Genomic DNA, 25,152 nt, shown 5'->3' with positions numbered 1-25,152 from the left:
TCCCGCACACCGCGGGTGGGAGGGCCCCAGCCCCTCTCACCTGCCCGCGAACACGTCCCGGAGTGCGTGGTCGAGATGGTCGGCGGCCGCCGCGGTGTCGGGTCTCTCGGCGGCCAGCAGCGCGTGCACGTGGGACTGCAGGACCTGGGTGAACGCCCCGTAGTACGGGGTGCGCGGCCGCTGCACGGCCTCGGTCAGCGCCGCGCCGAGGAGCCGGATGTACGCTTCGCGCGCCTGGGTCCCCTGTCGCCCCGTGGTCCCTGCCTCCGTCGCCGCCGCCTTCGACGAGCCCCCGGCAGGGCGGAGGGCGGCGGCAACGCGTGGCCAGCACGGCTTCGGCGTGCTGCCGTAGACGGAGGCCCGGGTCGCGGCGAAGCCCGCGTCGAGCAGGCAGCGCTCGCTCTCCCGCGAGGTCAGGAAGGTGATGAGGGCCCGGGCGTTCCCGGCGCGCGGCGAGTCGGCGGTGACGGCGAGGTTCTGCCCGCCTAGCACGGCTTTCCCCGGCAGCCGGTTCACGGCGTACTCCTTCGCCTTCATCAGGCTCCCCAGGGCTCCGTAGGCGTAGGGCCAGTGGCGCAGGAAGACGGCACGGCCCTCGGCGAAGTCGGTGAGGGACGCCGTCTCGTCGGAGGTGAGCGCGGCGGGCTGGACGCGGCCCCGGCCGACGCGGTCGAGGAGCGAGTCGAGCCCCTTCTTCAGGTCCTCCGGGCCGGAGCTGTACCGGCCGTCGCTGTCGGTGAGGTGGACCCCGGCGTCGGCGAACGCCTCGACGGTGTTGACGGTCAGCCCCTCGTACTGCTTCAACTGCGTGGTCCAGCCCGCCCGTTCGTCGCGGCGGACCGGGTTCAGGCCAAGGGTCTTCACCGAGGAGTAGAGCTGGTCCCACGTCCAGTTGGCGGTGGGCTGTTTGTCCGCCTCTATGTCGGCCTGGGTCAGGAGGTCGGGCCGGTAGTAGAGCAGCCCCACGTCGGTGTTGAACGGCCGGGCGTAGGAGCGGCCCTTCCACACGGTGGTGGCGTGGACCTGCCGGATGAAGTCGGCGTCCTCGGTGGCGGCGCCGCTCCCCGCGACGGGCAGCGGGCTGATCAGTCCGGCCTCGGCGAACTCGGGGATCCAGGTGATGTCGAGGTTCACCACGTCGTAGCGGGCACTGCCGGACTGCAGGGCGCCGAGGAGCTGGCTGCGCTGCTGGTCCGCGCCACCGGGCAGCTCCACGAGCTTGGCCTGCTGGTCCTTCGATCCGGCGTGCCTGCGGTTCCACTCCTCTATCAACTGCTGCCGCACACTGCCGGAACCGGTGACGTCGAGCCCGCTGGCGACGACGATGGGGCCCGCCGCCGTTCCGTCCTGGCCGGACTCCCCGGAACCCCCGGACCCGCCGGTGCAGGCCGCGGAGACGAACGCGAGGAGACAGCAGAGCACCACCGCCGTCCTGGCCCGGCGGTGGCCGGACCGACGGTCGCCGTACGTCATTCCGCGTCCCCCGTACCGGTCTTGGCGACCTCCGCCGCCAGTTCGGCCGCGATGTCGTCGCCGGGATCCAGGCAGCGTCCGCCGCTCGCCACGGCCAGCCGGTCGCCGAACCGGCCGCGTGTGCAGGCACCGTCCTGCAGCGACACCGTCACGACCCTGACGGGCGGTGTCCTCCCCGCCTCGGCGACCAGTCTCCCCTGTTCGCCCCTCCCGACCGCTTCGAAGTCCTCGCCGTCGGTGACCAGCACGAGGAGCCGCGGCTGTTCGGGCGCGGCGGAGTCACCGCGCAGGGCCGTGAGCGCCGCGCCGAGCCCCTCCCCGATCCGCGCGTCGAAGGCGGCTGTCCCGGCGCCGGCGACGGCCTTCTGCGCACCGGCCCTGGCGTGCGGCCCGAGAGCCACGAGTTCCGTCATCGGCTTCTTCGCGTCGACCGCGGCCGTCCACACCCCGTACGCGTCCTTGGACCCCAGGGAGCCCATCGAGCGGGCCACCAGTTCCTTGGCGCCCCCGGTGCCGTCCCAGAGCCGTTTGTCCGCCATCGAGGTCGAGTCGTCGAGGAGGTAGAGCACCCGGCCGGGCCCGAGCGCACCCCGGTAGCGGCTCAGGGTCTCGGTCAGTGACGCCGACGCGTCGGCGTCCGGGCCGGTCGTGGGGATCCGTTCGCGCACGGCCGTCGTGTTGTCCTCGGAGCGCAGCACCGAGTCGTCACCGGGCTGCGCCGGCCCGCCCTTGCCGACGCCGCGGAAACCGTCGTCGGTGAAGCACTTCTGGGCCTCCCGGTCCGTGGTCAGCCAGTCGTAGAAGTCCTCGACGGCAGCCTTGCGGGCGTCGGCGTCCCGGTCGGCGCCGGCCCAGGTGACCCGGACGAAGGGCAGGTCCAGCATCGGCACGTCGGAGGGGTAGTGGGCCACCCGGTGCGCCAGCGCCTCCGTCGCGCAGGCGGGGCGGCCGGCCTCGCCCGCCGAGAGGTTGAACTGCGCCAGGGTCTGCTCCGGCACGAGCACCGCCGCCCGGTCCTCCAGGTCGTTGTGCGTACCGTCGGCGAGGGCGCACATCAGTTCCCGCGCGGTGGAGGGCATGGGCCGCAGCACCCCCGCCATGCCCTGTTCGACCGTGGCCGCGTGCCCGTCGGCGGAGGTGGCGTAGAGCGCGTCGGTCGCCAGCAGAGCGGCCTCCGTGACCTCGGGGTCGGGACGCAGGACGTCGACCTCCTGGGCGGCCTCCAGCCCGGTGATGATCTTGCCGAGAGGATCGTCGGTCTGCAGGCTCTGCGCCAGAAGCAGGGTGTCCGGCACCCCGAGGACCATCGGCGTGTAGGCGACGGAACCCAGGCGGTCGAGCTCCACGACACTCCTTCCCGTGCCCGCGGACGGCTTCCCGGTACCGCCGCCCGCCCCTTCGGCCGTGGCCCGTTGCCATGCGCTGCCGGCGGCCGGGATCCAGATGTCGGGCTGCGCGCCGATGTCCCGCTGGGGCCGCGGGCAGGCGCCGGAGGCCGGGCAGGCGGCAGGCGGTTCCTGCCAGAGCGAGGAGGAACGGAGGGCGGACACCGCGTCGGTGGCCTTGGCGTCGTACACGTTGATGCCGACGGACCGGCAGCCGTGGGCGTCCCTCTTGGGATAGGCGTCGGCGGCCTTCTGCACCGTGGGTCCGAGATCGGGGTCGGTGAGCACCCGCAGCTCGAGGGGCGAAGCACAGGCGCCGTCGGCGGAAGCGCCCAGGAGGTACCACGTCCCTCCGCCGACCAGAGCGACGACGGCCGCCGTCACGACGGCGGCCGTCCACGTCACACGGCGGAGGAGGGCGGCCGGTCGCCGCCCCCATCTCGTGGCCCGGTTCTGCGAGCGGTGTCCCCCCGGCTTCACCGCGGGCCCGGGGCCCGCGGCGCGCGCGAGCACCACGTCGTCGCCGTGCCGCCTCTCGTCCGGGACCCACGGATGCCCGTCGACGGCCTTGTACGGCGCCATGGCCTGGCGGACGCCGGTGACGATCCGCGTGAAGGTGACCGGCTCCCCCTGCCCCGTGGTCAGCAGCCGGTGCAGGGAGGCCGTGAACTCCGTGCCCGTGGCGGGATCGCCGGACGGGATCTCCACGCCCGGTTCCGCCGCGGTCAGCAGCGCGAAGTTCTGTCCGGCGGCGGGGCTGAAGGCCCAGAGTGCGTTTCCGGCGAAGCAGCAGTCGAGGATGACGACGACCCAGTCGGCGCGGGCGTAGCGCAGCTCGGGCATGATGTCGTCGCGCCAGGACAGGGTGTCCACGAAGGGGTGGCGCCGGTCCCTGGTAACCCGGGATTCGGTGAACATCAGGTTGAGGTCGCTGCCGTCGGGGCGGACGATGCCGTGCCCGGCGAAGTAGACCACCAGCAGGCCGTCGACCTCCTCGCGGGCCGCGGCCAGGGCGGCGCGCACCCCCAGGGGGCCGACGGTGGCCGCCGGGCCGCCGTCGGAGGGGACCTCCACGAGGTCGTCCGGCCGGAGCATGCCGGTGCGTTCGGCGGTCAGCGCCTCCCGCATGAGCCGGAGGTTCCTGGCGACGGCCGGAAGGTCGTTCCGGGCGCCCTCGTAGTGCTCCACCCCGATCAGCACGGCTCGGTGCCGCTTGGCTCTGTTCGCCTCGCCGCGCGCGTCGTACGGCGGCACGGCCGCTAGTCCTGACCGGGCTCGTCGCCGCCGCGCGGCCGGGCCGGCCCGCCGGATCCGGAACCCGGCACGGCGTCCGGGCCCCCGTCGCGGCCTGCGCGGGTGCCGCGGCTGCCGGTGTCCCCCGTGCCCGTGGCAGCGCTGCCTGTGTCGCGGCTCAGGCCGGAGCCCGGGCCCTCGGACGGCCCGTCGAGGGTGACGCGGGGTGTCTCCTCGGGGTCGGCGAACCGGCGTCGGTTGCGCAGCCAGGTCTCCACGGACCGCCACGCGTTCTCGGACACGGAGCGCGCCACCTCGACGGAGACGACGAGGATGATGTCCTGGATCAGCTCCCCGCTCATCGCCTCGGTCTGTGTGAGCGAGTCCTCACGCGCCAGGCCGGCCTCGCCCCGTTCGAGCGCGTCCTCCAGGAGCGGCGCGGTCTTCAGCCAGGTGTGGAGGGCTTCGAGGTCGTCGCGCCGGGTGTGCGTCCCGCTCACGGCGATCCGTAACTCGACTTTGTCCCGCACCGGCTCCCGCGCGCCCGTGTCCGCCCCGTCCGCCATTCCCGCCCCCATTGGCCTCATCGGCCCCATCGCCCTCGCCCCGCAAGGGGCTGGTCTCTGAACACACAAGTATTTCACGGGCGTTGACACCCGGCACCCCTTTGTTCCGGGTTCTCTGAGGGCTGTCGCGCGTCCGCCGATGAGTTCTGCCTCCGCCCTCGGTCATACGCACTGACAGACTCACGACCGCCTCGTGGTGCCCACCACGACGGCCCCCTGACGACGGGACGCGACGCCATGACCGAAGCAGTGAAGGGCCCCGCCGGCTACTTCCCCTCGATCGAGAAGAAGCACGGCCGCCCGATCGCGGAGTGGAAGGACCTCGTACGCGCTTCGCCACTGACCAGGCACATGGAGATCGTCGCCTGGCTGAAGTCCGAACACGGCCTGGGCCACGGCCACGCCAACGCGCTGGTCGCGCACACGCTCGCCGAGGACAAGGCGGCCGGCCAGGCCCGGGCATAGGTCCCTCCGGCTCAGGCCCCTTTCCCGGGGATCGTCTGTTCCGACCAGACGGTCTTGCCCTCGGGGGCGTAGCGGGTGCCCCAGAGCGAGGCGAGCTGGGAGATGATGAAGAGCCCCCGCCCGCCCTCGTCGACCGCCCCGGCGTACTTCATGTACGGCGCGGTGGTGCTGCCGTCCCGGATCTCGCAGGTCAGACCCCGGTCGAGGATGAGTCGGAGCTCCACCGGCGGACTGCCGTAGCGCACCGCGTTGGTCACCAGCTCACTGACGATGAGCTCGGTCGCGTCGCCCGTGTCGCCCTCCAGGTGCCAGTCCGCCAGCGTCTTGGACGTGAGGCGGCGCGCCGTCGCCGGGGCCGACCTGTCGTAGGGCAGCTCCCAGGCGGCGTACCGGTCCTGGGGCATGGCGTGCGTCCGGGCCACCAGCAGAGCGGCGCCGCGGAGGTCCGGGTCGTCCGGCAGTGCGTGGGCCACCCCGTCGCACAGGTCGCGCATCGGCCGGTTCGTGGGCAGGAGTGCCTGGCGCAGCGCACCCGAGGAGGGCTGCGCGTGGCCGCGCAGCGCGTTGCTGTGGAGCACGACCAGGCTGCCTTCCTTCAGCGACAGGGAGACGGCGGCGACGGGTGCCCGCTCGGAGGTCCCCAACGGCGGTCCGACGGGCAGCCCGACGACGTAGGCGGCACCGTCGGGTTCGACGACGAGGGGGGCGGGGTGGCCGGCCGACGCCACGGCGCACGTCTCGGTGAACGGGTCGTACACCGCGTACGCGCAGGTCGCGGCCAGCGGTTCCTGGTTCAGCGGGTCGCTCTGGGGCAGTTGGGCCCGTTCCTCCGCGAGCCTCGCCGCCGTGTCGTACAGGCGGGCGAGGAGCTCGTCGGGCTCCAGGTCCAGGGCGGCGAGCGCGTGGACGACGGTGCGCAACTGCCCCATGGTGGTGGCCGCGTGGATGCCGCGCTCGGACACCTCCCCGATGACGAGGCCCGTTCGCGCCCCGGACAGGGCGATCGTGTCGAACCAGTGGCCGGCGTCCCCGCCGGGCAGCAGCAGATGGTCCGTCTCCACGGCCGGCTGGGGCGCGGTGCTCTGCGGCAGCAGCCGGCGCTGGAGGGCACTGGCGATGGTGTACTCGTGCACGTAGCGGCGGGCGTTGTCGATCCCGAGGGCGACGCGGGAGGCCATCGCCGACACCACCGGGACGTCCGCCTCGGTGAACGGTTCGGAGTCGCCGCACCGGTAGAGGCTGACCAGCCCGAGGACCGCCCCGTGCACCATGAGCGGTGCCACCAGCAGTGTGTGCGCACCGACGTTCCGCAGGGAGCCCGCGCGCGCGGCGTCGGCGTCTGCCCACGGGGCGTCCTCCAGCGACAGGACGCGGATCTTCAGGTCGGACAGTGCCCGGTGGTAGGGGGTCCCGGGGGCCACCGTCCGTATGTCCCCGACCGGGTGGGCGGCCTGCCCGATGCCGCCGTACGCCGCGCGCCTCAGCGGTACCTCCAGGCCGAGCGGCCCGGGGTCGGGCGTCTCGCCGCGCAGCACCGCGTCGACGACCTCGACGACGCCGACGTCCGCGTAGTCGGGGACGAGCGCCTCCACGAGGTCACGGCAGGTGGAGTCGACGTCCAGCGTCCCGCCCACGTCGTCGCGGACCGCGTCGAGCGCCACGTCCCGGCGCAGGCGTCTGACCTGTTCGCTGATGTCGACGACGGACACGGTGACCCCGAGCACCGTGCCGTCGGCCCCGGGCCGCGCCCCGTTTCCCTTCTGGAGCCGGAACGCCGTCAGCGCGAGGGTACGGTGCCCGCCGGACACGTCGCCGCGGGCGGCCCGGAAGGGCCGGTCGACCCCGGGTACCCCGGTGCGCAGGACCTCCCGTACGAATGCCTCCGCCTTCTCCGGTTCCTCGACGGCGCACACGTCGCGGAAGGGCCGCCCGCGCAGCCTCTCGCTGTCGTCCGTGCCGGGGTCCGCGGAGGGGTCGCTGATCCGCAGGACGCGAAGGTCCGGATCGAGCAGATGGACCCGCACGCGCGCCTGCGAGAACATCACGTCCAGCAGGGCCGCCCCGATCGCGTCGTCGTCACGGCCGGTTCCGGGGCTCTCGTCGGCGGCCCATACGGCCCACCCGGCCCCCGCGAGGGGCTCGAACCGCAGTGACGGGGGCGCCTCGCCGTCCCCGTCCGACCGCCGGGTGTCGCCCGCCAGGACGTCCATCAGGCGCAGGCCCAGCGCGGCGGCGGTCGTCGGGCCGAACCGCCGCTCGGCCGCCCGGCTCCACCCGGTGACCACGCCGGCGCCGTCCACGACCATCAAGGGCGCATCAGCCATGAGCGCAGCTCCTTCGCCCCCTCACGGGACCCGGACCGGACCTCCGCGCACGGAACCCGGAAACGGGCCTCCGCACACGTCGGCACGTACGCAACAAGCATCGGTCCCAGCTCCGCCGCACGCGACCGGAGGCGGGCCCGGCCCGTGCCACGCCGGACTCCGGCTCCGTGTCGGTGGGGGCGCATAGTCTGCGGCCATGAGCAGCGCGACTGATACGGACCGCGTCTTCCCTGCCGCCCTTGCCGCGGTGGCCGAGGTGGACTTCTACGACGACCACTACCTCAGCGTCGACGAGGACGAGGACGAGTACCACCGCTTCGACTTCGAGCCGACCGCGTACTTCGAGTCGGCCGAGTGGACGACCGGCCTGTTCAGGAGCTGGACGGGAAACCCCGAGGCGGAAGGCGACGCCTACCTCCCCTTCGGCCAGGACGGCGCGGGCGGCCGGGCCATGGTCTGGCGCGCCCGGCCCGGCCGTTCCCTCGCCGACCAGCCGATCGTGTTCCTCGGCTCGGAGGGCGAGTGCGGGGTGGTGGCGGGCAGCCTCTCCGACTTCCTGTGGGTCCTGGCCGACGGCTACGGCCCGATGGAAGCCGCGCTCGCCGAGGAGCTCGTGTCCCGTCCCGAGGAGCCTCTGGCCCGTCTCGCCGAACGCCACGCGACGACACCGCGACGGACGGCTGAGGAGATCGTCACGGAGGCCCGGGCGGAGTTCCCCACCTTCAAGGAGGACATCTACGCGATGTGCCGGTGACAGCGGCCGGCACCCCGCGCGTACTCGGTCACTCGGCCGGGCTCAGTCCGCTGTCGCTCCTGGCCGGACTCGGTCCACTGTCACTCCGGCCGAACTCAGTCCGCTATGTCGATGTTCAGAAGGCTGACCTTCGCGGGTCGGCTGCTGTTGACGACGGTGACGAGAATCGGGCTTTTGCCGGGCACGCCCTTGGCCTTCTCCACAAGCTCACGCAGGTCGTCGAGGGTGATCTCTTTACCGGTCTTGGGCTTCAAGTGGACGCTCACAGGTGGCATTTACCCATCATTCCTCTAGATGACTTCCAGGTCATAGATGCCCGACGAGGGAGCTGGACAAGCCCCTTGGCGTACCCGTTCGTCAGTGCGGGACCGAGCTCGTGCTCCTCGGTTCGGCGTCCGGTGCCGACGAGGACGCGGTCGTCCCACCGGCGCCCCGCAGGAAGCCGACCGAGAGGGCGGCGGCGCATGCCATGACCAGGGCCGCGCCGACCGCCGCGATGCCCAGCCCGTGGGTGAAGGCGTCTCGCGCGGCCGTCAGCACGGCGTTTGCCGCCGCGGGCGGCAGTTCGGCCGCGACGGCGGACGCGCCGCCCAGGGTCTCGCGTACCGCGTCCGCGTGCGGCGTTCCCGCGGGCAGGGCGTCCGCCATGTCCCGGCTGTACACGGCGGCGCCGACGGATCCCAGGATCGCCATGCCCAGGGCCCCGCCCAGTTCCTGCCCCGACTCCAGCACGGCCGCCGCCGACCCGGCACGCTCGGGCGGGGCCGCGCCCAGCGCGAGTTCATTGGCCAGGGTCATGGCGGCGACCAGGCCGCCCGCGTAGACGGCCCCGCCGACGAGGGCGACCCACAGGGGCGAGTCCGTACGCAGCTGCGACAGCCAGAGGAAGCCGCAGGCCGCGACGAGGAAGCCGCCCGCCATGACGTACGCACGGTCGATCCGCTGGGCGAGTACGGCGCCGACCGGTGCCATGACGGCGACGCCCGCCGCCGGCACCAGGCTCCACAGCGCGGCGGTCAGGGGGCTGAGGCCGAGCACGGACTGCAGGTACTGGGTGAAGAAGACGGCCATGCCCACCGTCGCGAACATGGCGAGCAGATCCGCCAGCACGGGACCGCCGAAGGAACGCCGTCCGATCAGACCGAGGTCGATCATCGGGTGGGCGATGCGCTTCTGCCGTCGTACGAAGACGGCGCCGAGCACGAGCCCCACGAGGACGCAGAGCGCGGGCAACGGCTCGTAACCGTGCCGGGCCCATTCCTTGATGCCGTAGATGACCGCGAGCAGGGCACCGAGCGAGAGCGCGGCGCTGATCAGGTCGAAGCGCCCGCCGACGGTGGTCGCGGTCTCCGGCACCAGGAAGGGCACCAGCACGAGCAGCAGCACCATGGCGGGCAGGTTGATGAGGAAGACCGATCCCCACCAGAAGTGTTCGAGCAGCAGCCCGCTGACGACGGGACCGAGCGAGATACCGGCGGTCATGACGCCCGTCCAGAGGGTCACCGCCTTCCCGCGCTGCTTCGCGTCGTGGAAGAGGTTGCGGATCAGCGCGAGCGTGGAGGGCATCAGAGCGGCGCCACCGAGGCCGAGCAACGCGCGTACGGCGATGAGCACTTCGGCGGAGTGCGCGTACGCGGCGGCCACCGAGGCCGCTCCGAACACGGCCGCTCCCGCCAGGACCAGCGTGCGCCGCCCGATGCGGTCGCCGAGGGACCCCATGACGATGAGCAGGCCGGCGAGCACGAAGCCGTACATGTCCAGGATCCACAACTGCTGCGTGGCGCTGGGCTCCAGGTCCTGACTGATGTACGGGATGGCGAAGTAGAGGATGGACACGTCCATCGAGACAAGGAGCAGCGGCAGCATCAGGACGCCGAGGGCGGTCCATTCCTTGCGGCCCGCGAGGGGGCCGGGTGTGTTCTCCATACTCGGTACGGAAGCGGGCTGCCCCGTACACCGCAAACAGCAACCTAGTGCACCCGCCAGAAGTCGCACGTGGACGGGTTACGACAGCACCAGGTGCACTAGTACGGTGCCCCCATGCCGACCGAGCCGCCCTACCTCCGGATCGCCGGGGAGATCCGCCGCCGCATCGAGTCGGGTGAGCTCGGCCCGGGCGATCCGGTCCCCTCCACCCGCCGGATCACCCAGGAGTGGGGCGTCGCGATGGCCACCGCGACGAAGGCGCTCGGGGCGCTGAACCAGGAGGGGCTGGTGCGGGCGGTGCCCGGCATCGGCACGGTGGTCGCGGAGAGCCGCCGGGAACGCGTGACGACACCCGCCCGCCAGCTGAGCCGGGAGCGGGTCATCCGTACGGCGATAGAGCTCGTGGACGCGGAGGGCCTCGCCGCGCTCTCGATGCGGCGCATCGCGACGGAGTTCGGCACGTCCACCATGGCGCTCTACCGCCACGTCCCGAGCAAGGGCGAGCTCGTCCGGCTGATGGCGGAGGCGGTGTTCGGCAGCGGCCCGACAGGCCCCCCGCCGAAAGGCTGGCGCCCCCACCTGGAACGGGAGGCGCGCTGGCTGTGGAAGCAGTACGCCCGTCACCCCTGGCTGGCACGCGCCATGGCCGGCCTGACCCGCCCGATGGCCTCCCCGAACGCGATGCAGTACACGGAACGGGCCCTGGCCGCCCTGACCGGCCTCGGCCTCACCCCGGAACAGATGCTGCACATCCACCTCACGATCCTCGGCTACGCCCAGGGCATCGCGATGGCCGTCGAGCTGGAGTCCCAGGCGCGCCAGGACAGCGGCATGACGGCGGAGGAGTGGATGACGTCGATGGAACCCCGCATGGACGCGATCCAGGCGACCGCGGCCTACCCGGTCCTGTCCACGTTCTTCGGCACCGCCGACTTCGAGCTGGAACTGGGCACCCTCTTCGAGTTCGGCCTGGCGCGGGTGCTGGACGGGGTGGAGGGGATGGTGGAGGGGGCGCGGGGAAACACCAACTGAATGCACTGGGCGAGCCATCGGCGATACCACCGTCAGTGGCCCTTGATACAACTGCTCGTGTACGTGACGAGATGAGGGGACTCGGCCATGCCCAGCGACTATTCAGGAACCGCCCCCGTGGTCGGGCTCTACGAAACGCTCATCACCCACCGGCTCGAAGAGCGGATGAAGCAGCTCAACGGCACAGGTTGGCGCTCCATCGACGGTCCCGTCAGTCCTGAATCTGTACCCCATGTTCTCGCCCGCCACATCGGCGACACGGTACGGCAGGTCCTGCAAGGGCTCTCACCAACGGAGCAAGTGCTCGCCGCCAACCACATCTTGGAGTCCATTAATACGCTTGAGGGCGCCACACAGTGGATCGACCTCGTCACAGACGGGCCGCCTCGCCAGCTGCTTTCGGTCGCTCAGCAGGAAGCTCCCGGTGTCTACGCCATCCGCCCAGCGACACCGCTGTCCGATACGGCTCTCATCACCAACTCGCCGGAGGACCCGAGTCTCGGCTTCGAGCTTCGCGCCGAGTTGGCCACAGCCGATCGCGTTGATCTCCTGTGCGCGTTCGTCAAGTGGCACGGCCTCCGCGTTCTCGAGGAGTCCCTCGCCTCCGCGCATGCTCGCGGTGTCCCGATCCGCGTGCTGACCACCACGTATATCGGCGCCACGGAACGCCGCGCGCTGGACCGCCTCGTCCGAGATTTCGGCGCGGAGGTGAAGGTCAACTACGAGCTTCGCTCCACTCGACTCCACGCCAAGGCATGGCTCTTCCGGAGGGCGAGCGGCTTCGACACGGCTTACGTAGGCAGCTCGAACCTTTCCAAGGCTGCCCTCCTCGACGGCCTTGAGTGGAACGTACGCCTCTCGTCCGTTGCCACGCCCGCTGTCCTCCGGAAGTTCGAGGCCACATTCGACGCGTACTGGAGCGAGCAGGCGTTTGAGCCGTATGACCCCGATACCGATGCCAAGCGGCTCGACGAGGCCCTGTCCCACGCTGGCGGTTCACAGCAGGACCGCGGCACGATCACACTTTCCGGTCTAGAAGTTCGCCCCTACCCGCATCAACGCGACATGCTCGAACGCCTTGAGGTTGAGCGAACCGTTCATGACCGCCACCGCAATCTTCTCGTGGCTGCGACAGGCACGGGAAAGACCGTGATGGCGGCTCTGGACTTCAAGCGTCTACGCCAGACACTGGGCCGGGAGCCCCGACTGCTGTTCGTGGCCCACCGCAAGGAGATCCTCGAACAGTCGCTGCGGGTTTACCAGAACGTATTGATCGACGCCAATTTCGGCGAACTCTTCTACGCGGGTGAGATACCAGACAACTGGACTCATGTCTTCGCCAGTGTCCAGTCTCTGAACACTCCTGTGCTCGAGCGCTTCGATCCTGGTCATTTCGACGTCATCGTGATCGATGAGTTTCATCACAGCACTTCACCCACTTACCGCAGGATTCTCGACCACTTCGTCCCGCGGGAGATGCTCGGTCTCACGGCGACACCTGAGCGCATGGACGGACTGAACGTCCAGGATGAGTTCTTCGACGGAAGAATCGCGGCGGAGATGCGCCTCTGGGAGGCGCTGGAGAACGAACTACTCAGCCCTTTTCACTACTTCGGTGTCGCCGACAACACTGACATGCGCGCGATCGGGTGGAAGCGCGGAGCATACGACTCATCTGCCCTCAGCAATCTTTTCACCGGCGACGACGCCCGCGCACGCCTGGTCGTACAGGCAGTGATCGACAAGGTGGCCGACCCGGGCTCCATGCGGGCCCTGGGATTCTGCGTCTCGGTGGCGCATGCGCACTTCATGGCCAACTTCTTCCACCGTTCCGGACTCAATGCGCGCGCTCTCTCCGGTGAAACCTCACGCCACGAGCGGAAGGCGGCCCTCGACGATCTGCGATCGGGTCGGCTGCAGGTGATCTTCTCGGTGGACCTTTTCAATGAAGGGCTCGACATCCCCGATGTCGACACCTTGCTCTTGCTGCGTCCCACCTCCAGCGCCACCGTCTTCCTGCAGCAACTGGGCCGCGGACTTCGCCGCACCGAAGACAAGGCCGTACTCACGGTTCTGGACTTCATCGGGCAACACCGCAGGGAGTTCCGTTTCGAGGAACCGTTCCGCGCGCTCACCAACCTCACCAGGAACCGCCTACTGAAGAACATCGAGCAAGGCTTCCCGCAGCTCCCCTCCGGCTGCCAGATCATACTTGAATCCAAAGCAAAAAATCTGATCATAGAGAACATTCGCAACCAGATCAGCGTCAACGTAACGCAACTGGCCAAGGAGGTGTCTCAGTACGCTGAGCCACGTATCACCGAATACCTCAAGGAGAGTGGCCGAGAAATCAAGGAGCTTTACCGAGGCAGCGGGAATTCCTGGACGGGTCTGCTCCGCAGGGCAAATATCCTCAACGGCGTGGCTCCAGATGGCGAAGCCGCACTCTTGAAGCGCGTCTCTGCCTTTCTGCATGTAGACGATCCTCTGCGCGTCGCCGCGTACAGCAAGCTCCTGGCCGACGAGGCCCCGACCTACGACCAGCTCTCTGAGCAAGAACAGGCGTATGCGCGCATGTTCTTCTTCTCGCTCTGGCCGCTGGGCGGAGGTTTCACCAGCTATCAGGAGGGGTTCATCACTCTCGCCACCCAAAAGGCCTTCCGTGACGAGTTGCACCAGGTACTCGCGCACGTCCTCGAACAGGCAGACCACGTCCCCCTCCCCCTCCTTGGGAGGCACACCGGTCTCCCCTTGACTGTTCACGCGTCGTACAGTCGCGAGGAGATTCTTCCTGCTCTTGGCCAGTCCACCGTAGGCGGCTTCATGCCGGGGCACTTCCGCGAAGGGGTGAAGTGGTGCGAAGGTATCCAGACGGACGCCCTTCTCATCACCCTCGAGAAGGACGAGAAGGACTTCTCCCCCGAGACCCGGTACAAGGACTACGCCAGGAGCGACTTCCTGTTCCACTGGGAGTCTCAGAACCAGACCTCAGAGTCTTCACCCACTGGCATCCGTTACCAGACACACAAGGAACGGGAAACACACGTCCTGCTGTTCGTCCGTCGCTACAAGAAGACGGATATAGGGGGCCCACAGCCATGGATGCTGCTCGGTCCAGCTGACTACGTGGAACACAAGGGCAGTAAGCCCATGGGAATTGTGTGGGAGCTTCGTCACCAGATGCCTGCCGACGTACTGGCGTACTCAGCTATCGCCGCCGGGTGACCACTCGGTGCTACGTGCCTCAACTGGCAGAAACCACCGCGGTCACCCTGTCACGCCGTGCGTCGGAGTCACTCCGAGGCCAATAAATGGAATCTGGCTGTCCAGGGCCTCGAAAAGGCTCGTGGCCGCGCACTCATGAACCGTTCCTAGCTTTGCAGCAAGCCGATGGCTATCGCTGTTCGGAGTTTCAGTCGCTGATGGCGTCCGAGTGCTCTTAGACCCGGCAGATCGCCCCTTGCGCCTGTCCCGCGAGAACGAATAAATCAGGCAACGATTGCGCTGTCGCTTACTTCGTGTAGGCGTTCTTCGGCCGCAAGCTCCGTGAATGCGGACCATGCCCGAGGAGAGACCATCAGCGCCGGCCGCCGCGTGTCCTTTGAATCCCGGACCCGTACAGCCTCAGGGCCAACCGCGATCTCGACGCAGTTGCCTCCGCCGCCACCGCTGTAGCTGCTCTTGAACCAAGCAAGTTCAGTGGTGCTCATAGCGCTCCTCGCATCTGCTCCAGCAGGCTCGTGGTGGCTTGATGGCTCAGAGCCTGCGAGCGCATCTTGCCATAGCGCTGGAGCATGGCGCCTGCGGCTTTCGGGTCCGTGATCAGCCTGCTGCTGTCATGCGCCTCGACGTATCCGACCCATCGGTTCTCCACCGTCTCGGCAAGTGAGAGTGGGCCTTCGAAGCCCGAGTGGTCCTCCTGGATCAGCGGCATCGCCTGGACCTCAACGTTCCGCAGGCGGCCCACCCTGAGCAGGTGGTCGAGGAGCGCCCGTGTCACCTCGTCGCCTCCCATGCGGCGTTCCAGCAGGGCCTGTTCGATGATGAAGCTGAATGTGGTGCCCGGCCGCTCCACCAGCAGGCGTTGCCGCTCCAGTCGGGCACACACCTGGTGCTCGAACTGCTCGTCCGCGAGAGGTGGGAGACGCCTGTCGAAGAGCGCACGGATGTACAACTCGGGTTGCAGGAGTCCCGGAATCACGCTGGATTCGTACGAGAGGAGTGAGATCGCCTCCTCCTCGACAGCCGCCCACTGCTGGAACCATGACGCCAGCCCCACCTTCCGCGTCAGGCTTCGTGACGCCGCCGCGAGCACCCGCGCCGCTGTCGCCCCAAGCACCTCCTCCGAGCGGTCGAGCAAGTCTCGTGGAGGGAACCGTTTGCCCTGCTCGATCTTCGCGATGTACGCCGTCGAGTACTGCACCAGCGGGGCGAACTGCTCCTGCGTGAGGCGGGCCTCGTCGCGCAGGGCCTTGAGCACCGCCCCGAACGTCCTGAGGCTGTCGGACATCTCCGGCTCACCGCAGTTTCCGCCGACGCCCCCACCAACGTTGCCCGAAGTCATTCGCAGCCGCCTCTCCCTGCGCCGCGCCCGTCGCGCGGGTCACCGTGCCATGCCGTGCATCGCCGACGCTGTTCGTCGACCCCGACCGCACCCATGATTACGCAAGGTGAAGGTTCAGCTCCAAGGAGTGCACCAGTACAGGCCGATCTGTATCGGCTCCGTGCCTGCCGCCAGGATTTGACGGCCCTCCAGGCTGAGCCCATGTCAGCTCCGGACAACCAGACCGCCGCCGGGTTCCACGTGTTCGCCCAGCGCTTCTCCGCCACCCGCCGCGGAGCCCGCCTCGCTCGCCTGCTCAGCGCACTCCAACTCGTCGAGTGGGGCCACCCACGCGGCACGGGCGAACATGACACGGCGACGATCGTCGTGGCCGAACTCGCTGCGAACGCGGTGTCGCACGGGCGCGTCCCCGGCCGCGACTTCGCTCTGCTGTTGATGCACGACAGCCACCGGGGGGTCATCCGTATCGAGGTGTCCGACACCCACCCCGGCCGGCCCGCCCTCCTCACGCCCTCCCCGGAGACGGTCTCCGGCCGTGGGCTGGTCATCGTCGATGCCGTCGCCACCCGTTGGGGCGTCCGAGAGCGTGTCGGCCCGGGCAAGACCGTCTGGGCGGAGTGTGCGTTGTCCGCGGCCCCCACCACGCCCGCGTGCGGAACCATCGCCGCCAGGAGCGCCTCTCGCCATCACACCGTGGGCCTGTGATGCGGGCCCGGGATCCTCGGCAACCTGGGCGAGGCCGAGAAGCTCGGGGAGGTACCGGGCAGGCGCTTCGCCGGCCGGGCGTGGGCTCGCGGCCCACCCGGTCCCGCCTAACCCCGCCCGGCCGGTCCGAAGGTGGGTGGCCTCAGGTCGTCTCCCGGAAGGCCGAGGTCGCTGTCCTTCCACTTGGGGTCGTAGGCGCAGGGCACACTGGCGCCGCCCCTGAAGTACTCACGGTCCGGGGCCCAGGTGAAGGACATCCGCTCGTCCCCGTCGTCCCGCTGGACGAGCAGGTCCCAGTCGCCCTTCGCGCCGCCCTCACGAAAGGACGTGATCTCCCAGCCGTCGTCCTCGAGGTGCTGGTGCAGCCGTCGTATGCCGGGGACGGCCTGGCTCGCCGGCACGTGGTCCAGCGCCCAGCTGTGGCTCATCCGGTAGGCGCCGTCGACGGTCTCGTCGCTGATGCCGCCGCCGTAGCAGTAGCCGGAGCCGAGCGTGTTCTCCGTGCTCACGCCGTGGTCCTCGACTCCCGGAGCCACGGTGCGGGTGAACTCCAGGACGTCGTAGGCCTCCTGCGAACGCTGGAAGGCCCGGTCCGCCATGTCCTCCGGCGCCGCGCGGGGGAAGTCCGTCGATCCTCCTGCGAGGTTGAGGACCAGGACGGCGCATGCGACCAGGAGCACGGCACCGCCCCATCCGAGGGCCTTGAGGACGGGGGTCCGAGGCCTGGGCTCGTTCGGTACGGGGGTGGCTGAGGCGGTCTCTGTGGGCATACGAGGACGGTATGCCCGTGGAGAGCGCAGCGGATGGGTGCGGTGGCTCTACAAGGAGTGGGTACGCGTACTCAGTTGGCCAGCGGGTTCCCCCGGGGACACCGGCGCCCCGCACACCTCGACGCCCCATCGGCGCCGGAGCGGCCCGCCCCGTGACCGCAGGTCGGCATCCGCGCCCGCGTCCAGGAGCACCCGGGCCGTCTCGTAGGAGTCCGCGGCCACCGCCGCTCCCAGCGCGGTGATGCCGTCCCCGCCCGTACTGTTCACGTGCGCTCCGGCTTCCAAAAGCTCCCTCACCGCCTGCGGGTCGTCGCCGCGTGCGGCCGTCAGCAACCGTGCGTCGAGCCCCTCCGACGGTTCGCGGCCCCGTTCACGATGCTCCATACCTGTCCCCACCTGTCCCCCCGTGATCGACCGTGCTCATTCCCGTACGCGCGTGGCCTGGACAGCTGTCGATCGTGGCCATGGGCCGGTCACCTCGTCATCTGCCCGCGAGCGACGCCATGGCGGAGGACGGACCGCCTGTACGTCGTTCCCTACGGCCCGCGACGGCCGAGGTACCCCACGCGAGTATCCTGCTGCGGAAGTTGTAGGTGACACGGACGAGCGGACGCAGTTCCGGCCGGGGGGGGCGACGTGGTACGCATGCTGAGGACGGTGATCCCGGCCCTCGCGCTGGTGGCGGTGGTGGCAGGGTGCTCCTCGTCCGAGGGCGACGACGAGCAGCGGCTGACCGAGCAGCAGCGGAGCTACTGCACGCAGTTGGGGAAGTGGCAGAGGGCCCAGAGCACCGCGGACACCGAAGCACCGGATGCGTCGGGGTACGACGAGGTCGGGGACATCGCTCAGGACGTCTTCCTCGCCATGCGGCCACTCCGGGACGAGACCGTCGGCGAAGGCGGCGCCCTGGGGGACGAGACGGTGCTGGCGATCAACAACGACGACGGCTACGCGGAGTCGCACATCTCGAAGTACTGCGATGACGCCGGCTTCGAGACGTTGATGCGCTAAGGGCTGTCCGCCGGATGAACCCAGGCGGCAGGCCGGCCCCGGTGCATTCCTCCCTCAGGTCCGGGCCGTGCAGCCGCTGTGTCAGAGCCAGCCGTGCTCCCTGGCCATGCGCGCCGCCACGTGCCGGTTCTCCGCGCCGAGCTTCATCGCGGCGGAGGAGAGGTAGTTGCGGACCGTCCCGCTGGACAGCGAGGCGCGGGTGGCGATGTCCGCGACCGGTGCTCCGTCCTCGGCGTACGACAGGAGTTCCGCCTCGCGGGGGGTCAGGGGTGATTCGCCGGCGGCGATGGCGTCGGCGGCGAGTTCCTGGTCGACGTAACGGCCGCCGGTGTGCACCGTGCGGATGATCTGGGCCAGCTCGTGCGCCGACACCGTCTTGGGCACGAAGCCGCGCACCCCCACACTCAGCGCGCGTTTCAGGGCTCCCGCCCGGGCGTGGCTGGTGACGATCATCGAGGCGCAGGCCGGCAGCGAGTCGCGCAGTCGCGTGGCGACCGCGATGCCGTCGAGGCCCGGCATCTGGAGGTCGAGCACGGCGACGTCGGGGCGGTGCGCGACGGCCATGGCCAGTGCTTCGTCACCGGTTCCGGCCTGGGCGACGACGGTGATGTCGTCCTCCAGGGTGAGGAGCGAGGCGAGCGCACCGCGGATGAGGTGCTCGTCGTCCGCGAGCAGGACCGTGATCATGCGTCTTCTTCCCAGGGGATGCGTGCGGTGAGGCGGAAGATCCCGCCGGGTCGTTGTTCGGTGGTCAGCGTGCCACCCGGGCCGGTCAGCCGTTCCCGCAGCCCCGCGAGGCCCGTGCCGCCACCGGGTGGGCCGTCGGACGCGCCGTCGTTCTCCATCACCAGCAGCGCCGTGCTCGGGCCCGCAGTGCGCAGTGCCATCGTGCAGCGGGTCGCGGCCTGTGCGTGGCGCAGGACGTTCGTGGTCCCCTCCCGCACCACCCAGCCGAGGGCGGACTGCGCGTCGGGGGGCAGGCGGTCCGCGGGGCCGTACTCGATGCTGCAGTCGATGCCCGCGGCCTCCAGGACGGAGCGTGCTCCGACGAGTTCGGTGTGGAGGTCGGCGGTGCGGTAGCCGCGTACCACCGACCGGATCTCGCGCTGCGACTCCCGCGCGATGCGCTGCACCTCCACCATGTGCTCCTCCGCCTCGGGCAGTCCGCGCCGCGCGAGCTGTGCCGCGAGTTCGCTCTTGAGCGCCACGACAGCGAGGTTGCGGCCCAGCACGTCGTGCAGGTCACGGCCGAAGCGCAGGCGTTCCTCGGCGACGGCCAGGCGGGCCTGTGTCTCACGTGCGGCGGCCAGTTGCTCGATCAGCCGGACGCTCCAGCCGGACGCCCGGGACGCGACCGCCATGAACGGCACCATCAGCACGCTGGCGCTGACGGCGAGGACCAGGGACGGGCCGGGCAGCCCCGCCACTCCCGCCCCCACCAGGGCGGCGGCCGCGACGACCGCCACCAGGGCCGCTCCCCGGCGGGGCGACAGGGCGAGGGCGGGCGGTCCGGCCCAGAACATCAGCAGCCACACCAGGTAGGACGTGAGGTCGCCGTCGTCGATGCGTCCGGACGACAGCAGTACGCATCCCAGAGCGGCCATGACCACGGTCAGGGCCGTGTACAGCGCCACGAGCCGGGCGGGCCGTGGCCCGGCGGCCAGGTAGTGGCGCAGGGCGCGGCGCCACAGTACGAACTGGGTCGCGGCGTGTACCGCGCCCAGCACGGCCACGGTGGCGAGCACGGCGGCCTCGCCGTCCGACTGGGCCACCCAGATCGTCCAGAGACCCACTTCGCTCAGGGCGAGAAATCCGACGCTGCCCACCGCGTACCTGCGGTACCGCTCGGGGCCGTCCCGGCCGCCGAGCCGCTCCACCCAGTCCTCCACGCTCACGCTCATGATCCCCGACTTCCCCGTCCGGCGGCCGTCGCACCACGTGGGCGGCACCGGGTGCGCGGGGCTCAGCCGCGCGGGCCCCAGCGGAACCACCGCCGCACGCCGAGGGCGGCCAGTCCCGTCCAGGCCAGGGCAAGGAGCAGGGCGCGGCCCTGGTCAGCGGCGCCGAGGTCGCCCGTCCAGCCGCCCCGCAGCAGGTCCATCACCGGTGAGAAGGGCAGCCAGGCGCTGATGTCGGCCACGACACCCGGCAGTACCTCACGCGGTACGAACATCCCGGAGCCGGCCATGCTCAGCAGCCAGAACGGCAGGAACGTCAGCTGCGCGCTCTCCGCCGTCCGGGTGACCGCGGCGGTCAGCGCGCCCGCGGCCACGAGCATCGCGCCGCCGGTCAGCAGCCCAAGGACCATCAGGTGCGGGGCCGCCGGTGCGGGGGCGTCCAGGAACACCGTCAGGCCGATGACCAGGAGTGCGCACTGCACGTACGCGAGCAGCAGGGCGGGGAGCGCTCCCCCGGTGAAGATCTCCCAGTCGCGCACCTCGCCCGTGCGCAGCCGCTTGAGCACGAGGCTCTCGCGGCGTGTGACGTAGACGCCGACGAGGTTCGTGTAGACGGAGAAGATCAGGGCCAGGCCGAGCGAGCCGGGCAGGAGGACGGTGGCGATCGACAGGCCTGTGCCGTCCAGGTCCAGGCCGTTGACCAAGCCTCGCATCGAGAAGGTCGTGATGGCCGGGACGAGGAGGGCGGTGATGAGTGCGGCCCGGCTGCGCAGGAGCAGGGTCAGTTCGGCGCGGCCGAGGGCGGCCATGCGGGACGCGGAACCGCTTCGCACGGACGGGGCCGTGTCCACGGGGCGGGAGGGCGCGGTGGTCGTCATCGTGTCTCCTCGTGGTCCAGGCCCTTGGCGATCTCCATGAAGGCCTCTTCGAGTGATGCGGACCGGGCGTCGAGGCCGTGCAGCGTGACGCCGGTGTGGTGGGCCCAGGTGAGCAGTTCGGTGGCTGTGCGCTGGAGGTCCCTGGTCTCCAGGCGGACCGTCCCGCCCACGGTCTCGTGCCGGGTCACGCCCATGGCCGGGAGCGGGGGGAGCTCACCGAGGAGGCGGTCCTCGGGCAGCCGGAAGCTGATCCGGGCGGGCCGTTCGGCCACCACGTCGGCCACACGCCCGGTGGTGGCGATGAGCCCCTGGTGCATGATCGCCAGCCGGTCGGCGAGCTGTTCGGCCTCCTCCAGGTAGTGCGTGGTGAGGAGCACGGTCGTGCCCTGGAGCTTCAGTTCGCGGATCAGTTCCCAGGTGTCCCGGCGGGACTGCGCGTCGAGGCCGGTGGTCGGCTCGTCGAGGAAGAGCACCTCGGGGCGTCCGAGGAGGGCCAGCGAGAGGTCGAGGCGCCGGCGTTCGCCACCGGAGAGCTGCTTGACCCGGACCTTGCGCCGGTCGGACAGGTTGGTCAGTTCGAGGGCCTCGTCGGCGGGGCGTGCGCCGCTGGTGCAGCCCGCCCACATCCGCACGGTCTCCAGGACCGTCAGCTCCGGCGGGAAGCCGCCTTCCTGCAGCATGACGCCGATGCGGTGCCGCACCGCCGACCGGTCACGGTACGGGTCGTGCCCCAGCACCCGGACGGATCCGCCGGTGGGGGTGGCCTGGCCTTCGAGGAGTTCGAGTGTCGAGGTCTTACCGGCGCCGTTGGTGCCCAGCAGGGCGAACAGCTCTCCGCGAGCGACCGAGAAGTCGATGCCGCGTACGGCGTCGAAGTCGCGATAGCTCCGTTTCAGTCCGACGGTTTCGATGACGGGGTTCATACACTCCACACTCCCGGCGATACGGGGCCGGGGGCAGTGCGCTCTGTCATCGGACGTGCATGACACCTGTAATGCAGGTCCATGACATACGGCACCCCGTGGGCGCGGCAGCCGAGCGGTCGGGAGAAGCCGCGGGCCCGGTGGTCCCGGTGCCGGCGTGGGACCTCAACGCCGCGCGTGGCGGATCCGCAACCGCCCGAACCCCATGGCCCCGGTGATCCGGATCCTCGGCCCACCGGGCCGGGAGGGCGGCCGGAATCGATAGCGGACGTCTTTCCATCCGGTGTGCAGATCGCCGACATCGACGACCGCGTCGCGAGGCACCGTGATCTTCGCCCTGCCGGTGCCGAGCTGCAATTCGATGTCCACCTCGGGATACTCGATGACCGCCCGGGAAAGGTCGAGGTGCACCTTTCCGAATTCGGACGCGACTTTGAGGATCCGCGGCACCTGCCACGCGCCGCGCCGCCGGATCCGCCCGGAGGCGGCCGCGATCGTGGAGGTGGTGGGCGCCTTCTCCGCCGGCAGCGAGGCCAGGGGCGCCGCCAGCTCGCTGTTCGTCCTGGCGGAGAGCACCTGATGGAGGCCCTCGTCGAGTGCCTGGTGGGAGATGTGCCCTTCGGCGTAGGCCTCCTGGAGGCGCCGCGTGGCACCGTCGCGGTCGTCTTCGCTGATCAGCGAGGACGGGTCTTCCGGAAGAGTGGGCACCGTCTCACTCTAGCGCCGCGCCGACCATGCAGACATGGCAAATCCCATGGATCACCGGCCAGTTGGGCCGCTGCGAGCCAGGAGTGAGATCCAGGAGCCGTCGAACACGACAAATCCCCGGCCGTAATTGCGGACCGGGGATTTCCTCACGTATATTGGGTCGTTCTGTGCACCCACAGAAAAGGCCCCTCAAAGGGGGCCACTAGAAACACCATATCCGGCAGGGAGCGATTTTGTCAACTCGCGAAAACGTCGAATTGCAGAAGGAGCAGGAATTCATCGACCGGCTCTACGACCGTGTCGACGCGCTGCGCGGGGACACCGCTCAGCGCATCGAGGACGCGTTGACCCCGGTGGGGAACGGCTTGCAGGCCCGGCTCGAACGCGATGTGCTCGTCGCCGAGCGTTCCGGCCTGCTCGCCGCCCTGAACGCGGTGGACGGCTCGCTGTGCTTCGGCCGGATCGATCTTCGCGACGGCGCCGCGCACCACATCGGCCGGATCGGTATCCGCGAGGACGACACCGAACACACGCCCCTGCTGATCGACTGGCGTGCACCGGTGGCACGGCCCTTCTACCTCGCCACCGGGCACACGCCCATGGGGCTGCGCCGGCGCAGACACCTCACCACCGAGGGCCGCGCGGTGACCGAGCTGCACGACGAGATCCTCGACCTCGGGGACCGCGAACGCACCGGCTTCGAGGACCCGAGCGGCGACGCCGTGCTGCTCGCCGCCCTGAGCTCCGCCCGCACCGGCCGCATGGGCGACATCGTGCGGACCATCCAGGCCGAGCAGGACCGCATCATCCGTGCCCCGCACCGCGGTGTCCTCGTCGTCGAGGGAGGGCCCGGCACCGGCAAGACGGCGGTCGCCCTGCACCGGGCGGCCTTCCTGCTGTACGAGCACCGGGAGCTCCTGGCCAAGCGCGCGGTCCTGGTCGTGGGCCCCAACCCGGCCTTCCTGCGCTACATCGGCGAGGTACTGCCCGCGCTCGGTGAGACCGGAGTCATGCTCGCCACGCAGGCGGAACTCTTCCCGGGCGTCCACGCCCGCGGCACCGACACCCCCCGCGCGGCGGCGGTCAAGGGCGGTGCGGGCATGGCCGAGGCGCTGGCCCTCGCCGTGCGCGATCGGCAGGCGCTGCCCGAGCCCGGCGCGCCGCTGATCGTCCCGCACGACGACGGTGACCTCGTCCTGGACTGGGAGATCGCCTACGAGGCACGGCAGGCGGCCCGCGAGACCCGGTTGCCGCACAACCTGGCCCGGCCGTACTTCACGTTCCACGTCATCGACGCCCTCACGAAGCAACTGACCGAACGCATCGGCGCGGACCCGTACGGCGGCCCCAACTTCCTCGGCCCGGACGACGTCGCCCAGCTCGGCAAGAGCGTCGCCACGAGCGAGGAGGTGCACGCGGCCGTCGGCGGACTGTGGCCGCTGCTCACCCCCGAGGGGTTCCTCGCCGACTACCTGGACGAGCCGGTGTACGTACCCGACGAGGACGCCGAGGCCATCCGGCGCGCCCCCGGCGACGGGGAGTGGACCCCGGCCGACGTTCCGCTGCTCGACGAGGCGGCCGAGCTGCTCGGCGACGACGACAGCGCCGCGCGGGCCGCCGCCGAGGCGGAGCGCCAGGAGCGGGTCGCCTACGCGCAGGGTGTGCTGGATCTGTCCCGGGGCTCGGAGACCTACGAGTTCGAGGACGAGGAGGACTCGGAGGTCCTCGCCGCGCACGACATCATCGACGCCGAGCGGATGGCGGAGCGGCAGGAGGAGGCCGACCACCGGAGCGCCGCCGAGCGTGCCGCGGCCGACCGGACCTGGGCGTTCGGCCACATCATCGTCGACGAGGCGCAGGAGCTGTCGCCGATGGCCTGGCGGCTGCTGATGCGCCGGTCACCGACCCGGTCGCTGACCCTGGTGGGTGCCCCTGCGCAGACCTCGGAGGAGGCGGGCATCGGCTCGTGGGACCGGATCCTGGAGCCGTACGTCGGTGACCGCTTCGAGCATGTGCGGCTGGGGGTCAACTACCGTACGCCCGCCGAGATCATGGACCTGGCGGCGAAGGTCGTGCGCGCCCAGGACCCGTCGTTCGAGCCGCCCGGCTCGGTGCGCTCCACCGGTGAGGCGCCGTGGACGCGGGACGCCGGCGCGGATCTCGCGGGCGCGGTGGTCCGGGCCGTCGAGGAGCTGACGCCCGAGGAGGGGCGTCTCGCGGTGATCGCGCCGCGGGAACTGCACGAGGAGATCGCGGCACCGCTCGACGGGATCACGGCCGGCGCCGAACCCGACCTCACCCGTCCCGTGGTGCTGCTCGGCCCGCGCGAGGCCAAGGGGCTCGAATTCGACCACGTCCTGGTCGTGGAGCCCGGACGCTTCGGGACGAGCGACCTGTACGTGGCGTTGACCCGGGCCACACAGCGCCTGGGCATCGTCCACCGGGAGGACCTGCCCGAGTCGCTGCGCTGAGGGCGAGCCGGGGAAAAGGGTGCGGGTCCGGGCGGCATACACCGCCCGGACCCGCGTCGATCAGGC

General features: G+C 70.5%; 22 protein-coding genes. 7 read left to right on the top strand and 15 right to left on the bottom strand.

All coding sequences use genetic code 11. From position 1 onward, the window contains the following. Nucleotides 1-36: 36 nt before the first annotated feature. Genes LWJ43_RS20665 through LWJ43_RS20655 form a run of 3 tightly spaced genes read right to left on the bottom strand, consistent with a single transcriptional unit; the run spans nt 37 to nt 4,657 of the window. On the bottom strand, nt 37-1,473 hold the full coding sequence (locus LWJ43_RS20665; RefSeq protein WP_277333705.1) for an extracellular solute-binding protein: 1,437 nt from the start codon (nt 1,471-1,473) through the stop codon (nt 37-39). Continuing rightward, on the bottom strand, nt 1,470-4,112 hold the full coding sequence (locus LWJ43_RS20660; protein WP_277333704.1) for a vWA domain-containing protein: 2,643 nt from the start codon (nt 4,110-4,112) through the stop codon (nt 1,470-1,472). The genes LWJ43_RS20665 and LWJ43_RS20660 overlap by 4 nt, the downstream gene beginning before the upstream one ends. Nucleotides 4,113-4,117: 5 nt before the next feature. Next, the gene (locus LWJ43_RS20655; protein ID WP_277333703.1) at nt 4,118-4,657 is read right to left on the bottom strand and encodes a hypothetical protein; all 540 of its coding nucleotides are present in this window, start codon (nt 4,655-4,657) and stop codon (nt 4,118-4,120) included. A gap of 237 nt (nt 4,658-4,894) precedes the next feature. On the opposite strand from LWJ43_RS20655, the gene LWJ43_RS20650 reads away from it, so the two are divergent. Then, entirely contained in the window at nt 4,895-5,122 is a 228-nt protein-coding gene (locus LWJ43_RS20650; protein WP_277333702.1) for a DUF4287 domain-containing protein, read from the top strand. A gap of 11 nt (nt 5,123-5,133) precedes the next feature. Here LWJ43_RS20650 and LWJ43_RS20645 read toward each other — a convergent pair whose 3' ends face one another. Then, entirely contained in the window at nt 5,134-7,446 is a 2,313-nt protein-coding gene (locus LWJ43_RS20645; RefSeq protein WP_277333701.1) for a SpoIIE family protein phosphatase, read from the bottom strand. 196 nt (nt 7,447-7,642) lie between these two features. Here LWJ43_RS20645 and LWJ43_RS20640 point away from each other — a divergent pair, with 196 nt between their 5' ends. Continuing rightward, nucleotides 7,643-8,200: an SMI1/KNR4 family protein gene (locus LWJ43_RS20640; RefSeq protein WP_277333700.1), complete on the top strand. Its 558-nt coding sequence runs from the start codon at nt 7,643-7,645 to the stop codon at nt 8,198-8,200. A 95-nt stretch (nt 8,201-8,295) separates the two neighbouring features. Here the strand turns inward: LWJ43_RS20640 and LWJ43_RS20635 are convergent, their stop codons facing one another. Beyond that, entirely contained in the window at nt 8,296-8,475 is a 180-nt protein-coding gene (locus LWJ43_RS20635) for a hypothetical protein (protein ID WP_277333699.1), read from the bottom strand. Nucleotides 8,476-8,557: 82 nt separating this feature from the next. Next, complete coding sequence (locus tag LWJ43_RS20630) at nt 8,558-10,126, bottom strand: MFS transporter (protein WP_277333698.1); 1,569 nt, start codon at nt 10,124-10,126, stop codon at nt 8,558-8,560. Between the two features lie 114 nt (nt 10,127-10,240). Between LWJ43_RS20630 and LWJ43_RS20625 the strand changes: the two genes are divergently transcribed. Beyond that, entirely contained in the window at nt 10,241-11,158 is a 918-nt protein-coding gene (locus LWJ43_RS20625) for a TetR/AcrR family transcriptional regulator C-terminal domain-containing protein (RefSeq protein ID WP_277333697.1), read from the top strand. An 87-nt stretch (nt 11,159-11,245) separates the two neighbouring features. Then, a complete protein-coding gene (locus tag LWJ43_RS20620; RefSeq protein WP_277333696.1) occupies nt 11,246-14,383 on the top strand; it encodes a DUF3427 domain-containing protein in 3,138 nt (1,045 codons plus the stop codon). Between the two features lie 263 nt (nt 14,384-14,646). Here the strand turns inward: LWJ43_RS20620 and LWJ43_RS20615 are convergent, their stop codons facing one another. Continuing rightward, nucleotides 14,647-14,868, bottom strand: coding sequence for a DUF397 domain-containing protein (locus tag LWJ43_RS20615; RefSeq protein WP_277333695.1), 222 nt, complete (start codon nt 14,866-14,868; stop codon nt 14,647-14,649). After that, entirely contained in the window at nt 14,865-15,668 is an 804-nt protein-coding gene (locus tag LWJ43_RS20610; RefSeq protein ID WP_277333694.1) for a helix-turn-helix domain-containing protein, read from the bottom strand. The genes LWJ43_RS20615 and LWJ43_RS20610 overlap by 4 nt, the downstream gene beginning before the upstream one ends. A 255-nt stretch (nt 15,669-15,923) precedes the next feature. Between LWJ43_RS20610 and LWJ43_RS20605 the strand changes: the two genes are divergently transcribed. After that, nucleotides 15,924-16,427, top strand: coding sequence for an ATP-binding protein (locus LWJ43_RS20605; protein ID WP_277333693.1), 504 nt, complete (start codon nt 15,924-15,926; stop codon nt 16,425-16,427). Between the two features lie 107 nt (nt 16,428-16,534). On the opposite strand, the gene LWJ43_RS20600 is transcribed toward LWJ43_RS20605, so the two are convergent. Together LWJ43_RS20600 and LWJ43_RS20595 are read right to left on the bottom strand one after the other, a co-directional pair. Continuing rightward, nucleotides 16,535-17,197, bottom strand: coding sequence for a hypothetical protein (locus LWJ43_RS20600; protein ID WP_277333692.1), 663 nt, complete (start codon nt 17,195-17,197; stop codon nt 16,535-16,537). 48 nt (nt 17,198-17,245) lie between these two features. Further along, nucleotides 17,246-17,581: an ankyrin repeat domain-containing protein gene (locus tag LWJ43_RS20595; RefSeq protein ID WP_277333691.1), complete on the bottom strand. Its 336-nt coding sequence runs from the start codon at nt 17,579-17,581 to the stop codon at nt 17,246-17,248. Between the two features lie 261 nt (nt 17,582-17,842). Here LWJ43_RS20595 and LWJ43_RS20590 point away from each other — a divergent pair, with 261 nt between their 5' ends. Then, the gene (locus LWJ43_RS20590) at nt 17,843-18,208 is read left to right on the top strand and encodes a hypothetical protein (RefSeq protein WP_277333690.1); all 366 of its coding nucleotides are present in this window, start codon (nt 17,843-17,845) and stop codon (nt 18,206-18,208) included. A gap of 81 nt (nt 18,209-18,289) precedes the next feature. Here the strand turns inward: LWJ43_RS20590 and LWJ43_RS20585 are convergent, their stop codons facing one another. From LWJ43_RS20585 to LWJ43_RS20565, 5 genes are all read right to left on the bottom strand, one after another. After that, the gene (locus tag LWJ43_RS20585) at nt 18,290-18,895 is read right to left on the bottom strand and encodes a response regulator transcription factor (RefSeq protein WP_277333689.1); all 606 of its coding nucleotides are present in this window, start codon (nt 18,893-18,895) and stop codon (nt 18,290-18,292) included. Beyond that, complete coding sequence (locus tag LWJ43_RS20580; protein WP_277333688.1) at nt 18,892-20,109, bottom strand: sensor histidine kinase; 1,218 nt, start codon at nt 20,107-20,109, stop codon at nt 18,892-18,894. The genes LWJ43_RS20585 and LWJ43_RS20580 overlap by 4 nt, the downstream gene beginning before the upstream one ends. A 62-nt stretch (nt 20,110-20,171) precedes the next feature. Beyond that, a complete protein-coding gene (locus tag LWJ43_RS20575; protein WP_277333687.1) occupies nt 20,172-20,984 on the bottom strand; it encodes an ABC transporter permease in 813 nt (270 codons plus the stop codon). Further along, nucleotides 20,981-21,907, bottom strand: coding sequence for an ABC transporter ATP-binding protein (locus LWJ43_RS20570; protein WP_277333686.1), 927 nt, complete (start codon nt 21,905-21,907; stop codon nt 20,981-20,983). Before LWJ43_RS20570 ends, LWJ43_RS20575 begins: the two co-directional genes overlap by 4 nt. A 165-nt stretch (nt 21,908-22,072) precedes the next feature. Continuing rightward, entirely contained in the window at nt 22,073-22,615 is a 543-nt protein-coding gene (locus LWJ43_RS20565; RefSeq protein WP_277333685.1) for a DUF1707 SHOCT-like domain-containing protein, read from the bottom strand. Between the two features lie 257 nt (nt 22,616-22,872). Here LWJ43_RS20565 and LWJ43_RS20560 point away from each other — a divergent pair, with 257 nt between their 5' ends. Beyond that, nucleotides 22,873-25,086: a HelD family protein gene (locus tag LWJ43_RS20560; RefSeq protein WP_277335951.1), complete on the top strand. Its 2,214-nt coding sequence runs from the start codon at nt 22,873-22,875 to the stop codon at nt 25,084-25,086. The last annotated feature ends 66 nt before the right edge of the window (nt 25,087-25,152 follow it).

The organism is Streptomyces sp. JH34 (assembly GCF_029428875.1).
Lineage (GTDB): Bacteria > Actinomycetota > Actinomycetes > Streptomycetales > Streptomycetaceae > Streptomyces.
Note: the sequence above shows the minus strand (reverse complement) of the source record. Positions and strands in the feature narration are given on the sequence as shown.

Coding starts and splice junctions, on each gene's coding strand:
- LWJ43_RS20630 (WP_277333698.1), bottom strand. CDS start 10,126: ATGGAGAACACACCCGGCCCCCTCGCGGGCCGCAAGGAATGGACCGCC.
- LWJ43_RS20595 (WP_277333691.1), bottom strand. CDS start 17,581: ATGGAGCATCGTGAACGGGGCCGCGAACCGTCGGAGGGGCTCGACGCA.
- LWJ43_RS20575 (WP_277333687.1), bottom strand. CDS start 20,984: ATGACGACCACCGCGCCCTCCCGCCCCGTGGACACGGCCCCGTCCGTG.
- LWJ43_RS20645 (WP_277333701.1), bottom strand. CDS start 7,446: ATGGCTGATGCGCCCTTGATGGTCGTGGACGGCGCCGGCGTGGTCACC.
- LWJ43_RS20600 (WP_277333692.1), bottom strand. CDS start 17,197: ATGCCCACAGAGACCGCCTCAGCCACCCCCGTACCGAACGAGCCCAGG.
- LWJ43_RS20625 (WP_277333697.1), top strand. CDS start 10,241: ATGCCGACCGAGCCGCCCTACCTCCGGATCGCCGGGGAGATCCGCCGC.
- LWJ43_RS20585 (WP_277333689.1), bottom strand. CDS start 18,895: ATGATCACGGTCCTGCTCGCGGACGACGAGCACCTCATCCGCGGTGCG.
- LWJ43_RS20650 (WP_277333702.1), top strand. CDS start 4,895: ATGACCGAAGCAGTGAAGGGCCCCGCCGGCTACTTCCCCTCGATCGAG.
- LWJ43_RS20570 (WP_277333686.1), bottom strand. CDS start 21,907: ATGAACCCCGTCATCGAAACCGTCGGACTGAAACGGAGCTATCGCGAC.
- LWJ43_RS20580 (WP_277333688.1), bottom strand. CDS start 20,109: ATGAGCGTGAGCGTGGAGGACTGGGTGGAGCGGCTCGGCGGCCGGGAC.
- LWJ43_RS20655 (WP_277333703.1), bottom strand. CDS start 4,657: ATGGCGGACGGGGCGGACACGGGCGCGCGGGAGCCGGTGCGGGACAAA.
- LWJ43_RS20640 (WP_277333700.1), top strand. CDS start 7,643: ATGAGCAGCGCGACTGATACGGACCGCGTCTTCCCTGCCGCCCTTGCC.
- LWJ43_RS20610 (WP_277333694.1), bottom strand. CDS start 15,668: ATGTCCGACAGCCTCAGGACGTTCGGGGCGGTGCTCAAGGCCCTGCGC.
- LWJ43_RS20635 (WP_277333699.1), bottom strand. CDS start 8,475: ATGCCACCTGTGAGCGTCCACTTGAAGCCCAAGACCGGTAAAGAGATC.
- LWJ43_RS20605 (WP_277333693.1), top strand. CDS start 15,924: ATGTCAGCTCCGGACAACCAGACCGCCGCCGGGTTCCACGTGTTCGCC.
- LWJ43_RS20615 (WP_277333695.1), bottom strand. CDS start 14,868: ATGAGCACCACTGAACTTGCTTGGTTCAAGAGCAGCTACAGCGGTGGC.
- LWJ43_RS20620 (WP_277333696.1), top strand. CDS start 11,246: ATGCCCAGCGACTATTCAGGAACCGCCCCCGTGGTCGGGCTCTACGAA.
- LWJ43_RS20590 (WP_277333690.1), top strand. CDS start 17,843: ATGCTGAGGACGGTGATCCCGGCCCTCGCGCTGGTGGCGGTGGTGGCA.
- LWJ43_RS20665 (WP_277333705.1), bottom strand. CDS start 1,473: ATGACGTACGGCGACCGTCGGTCCGGCCACCGCCGGGCCAGGACGGCG.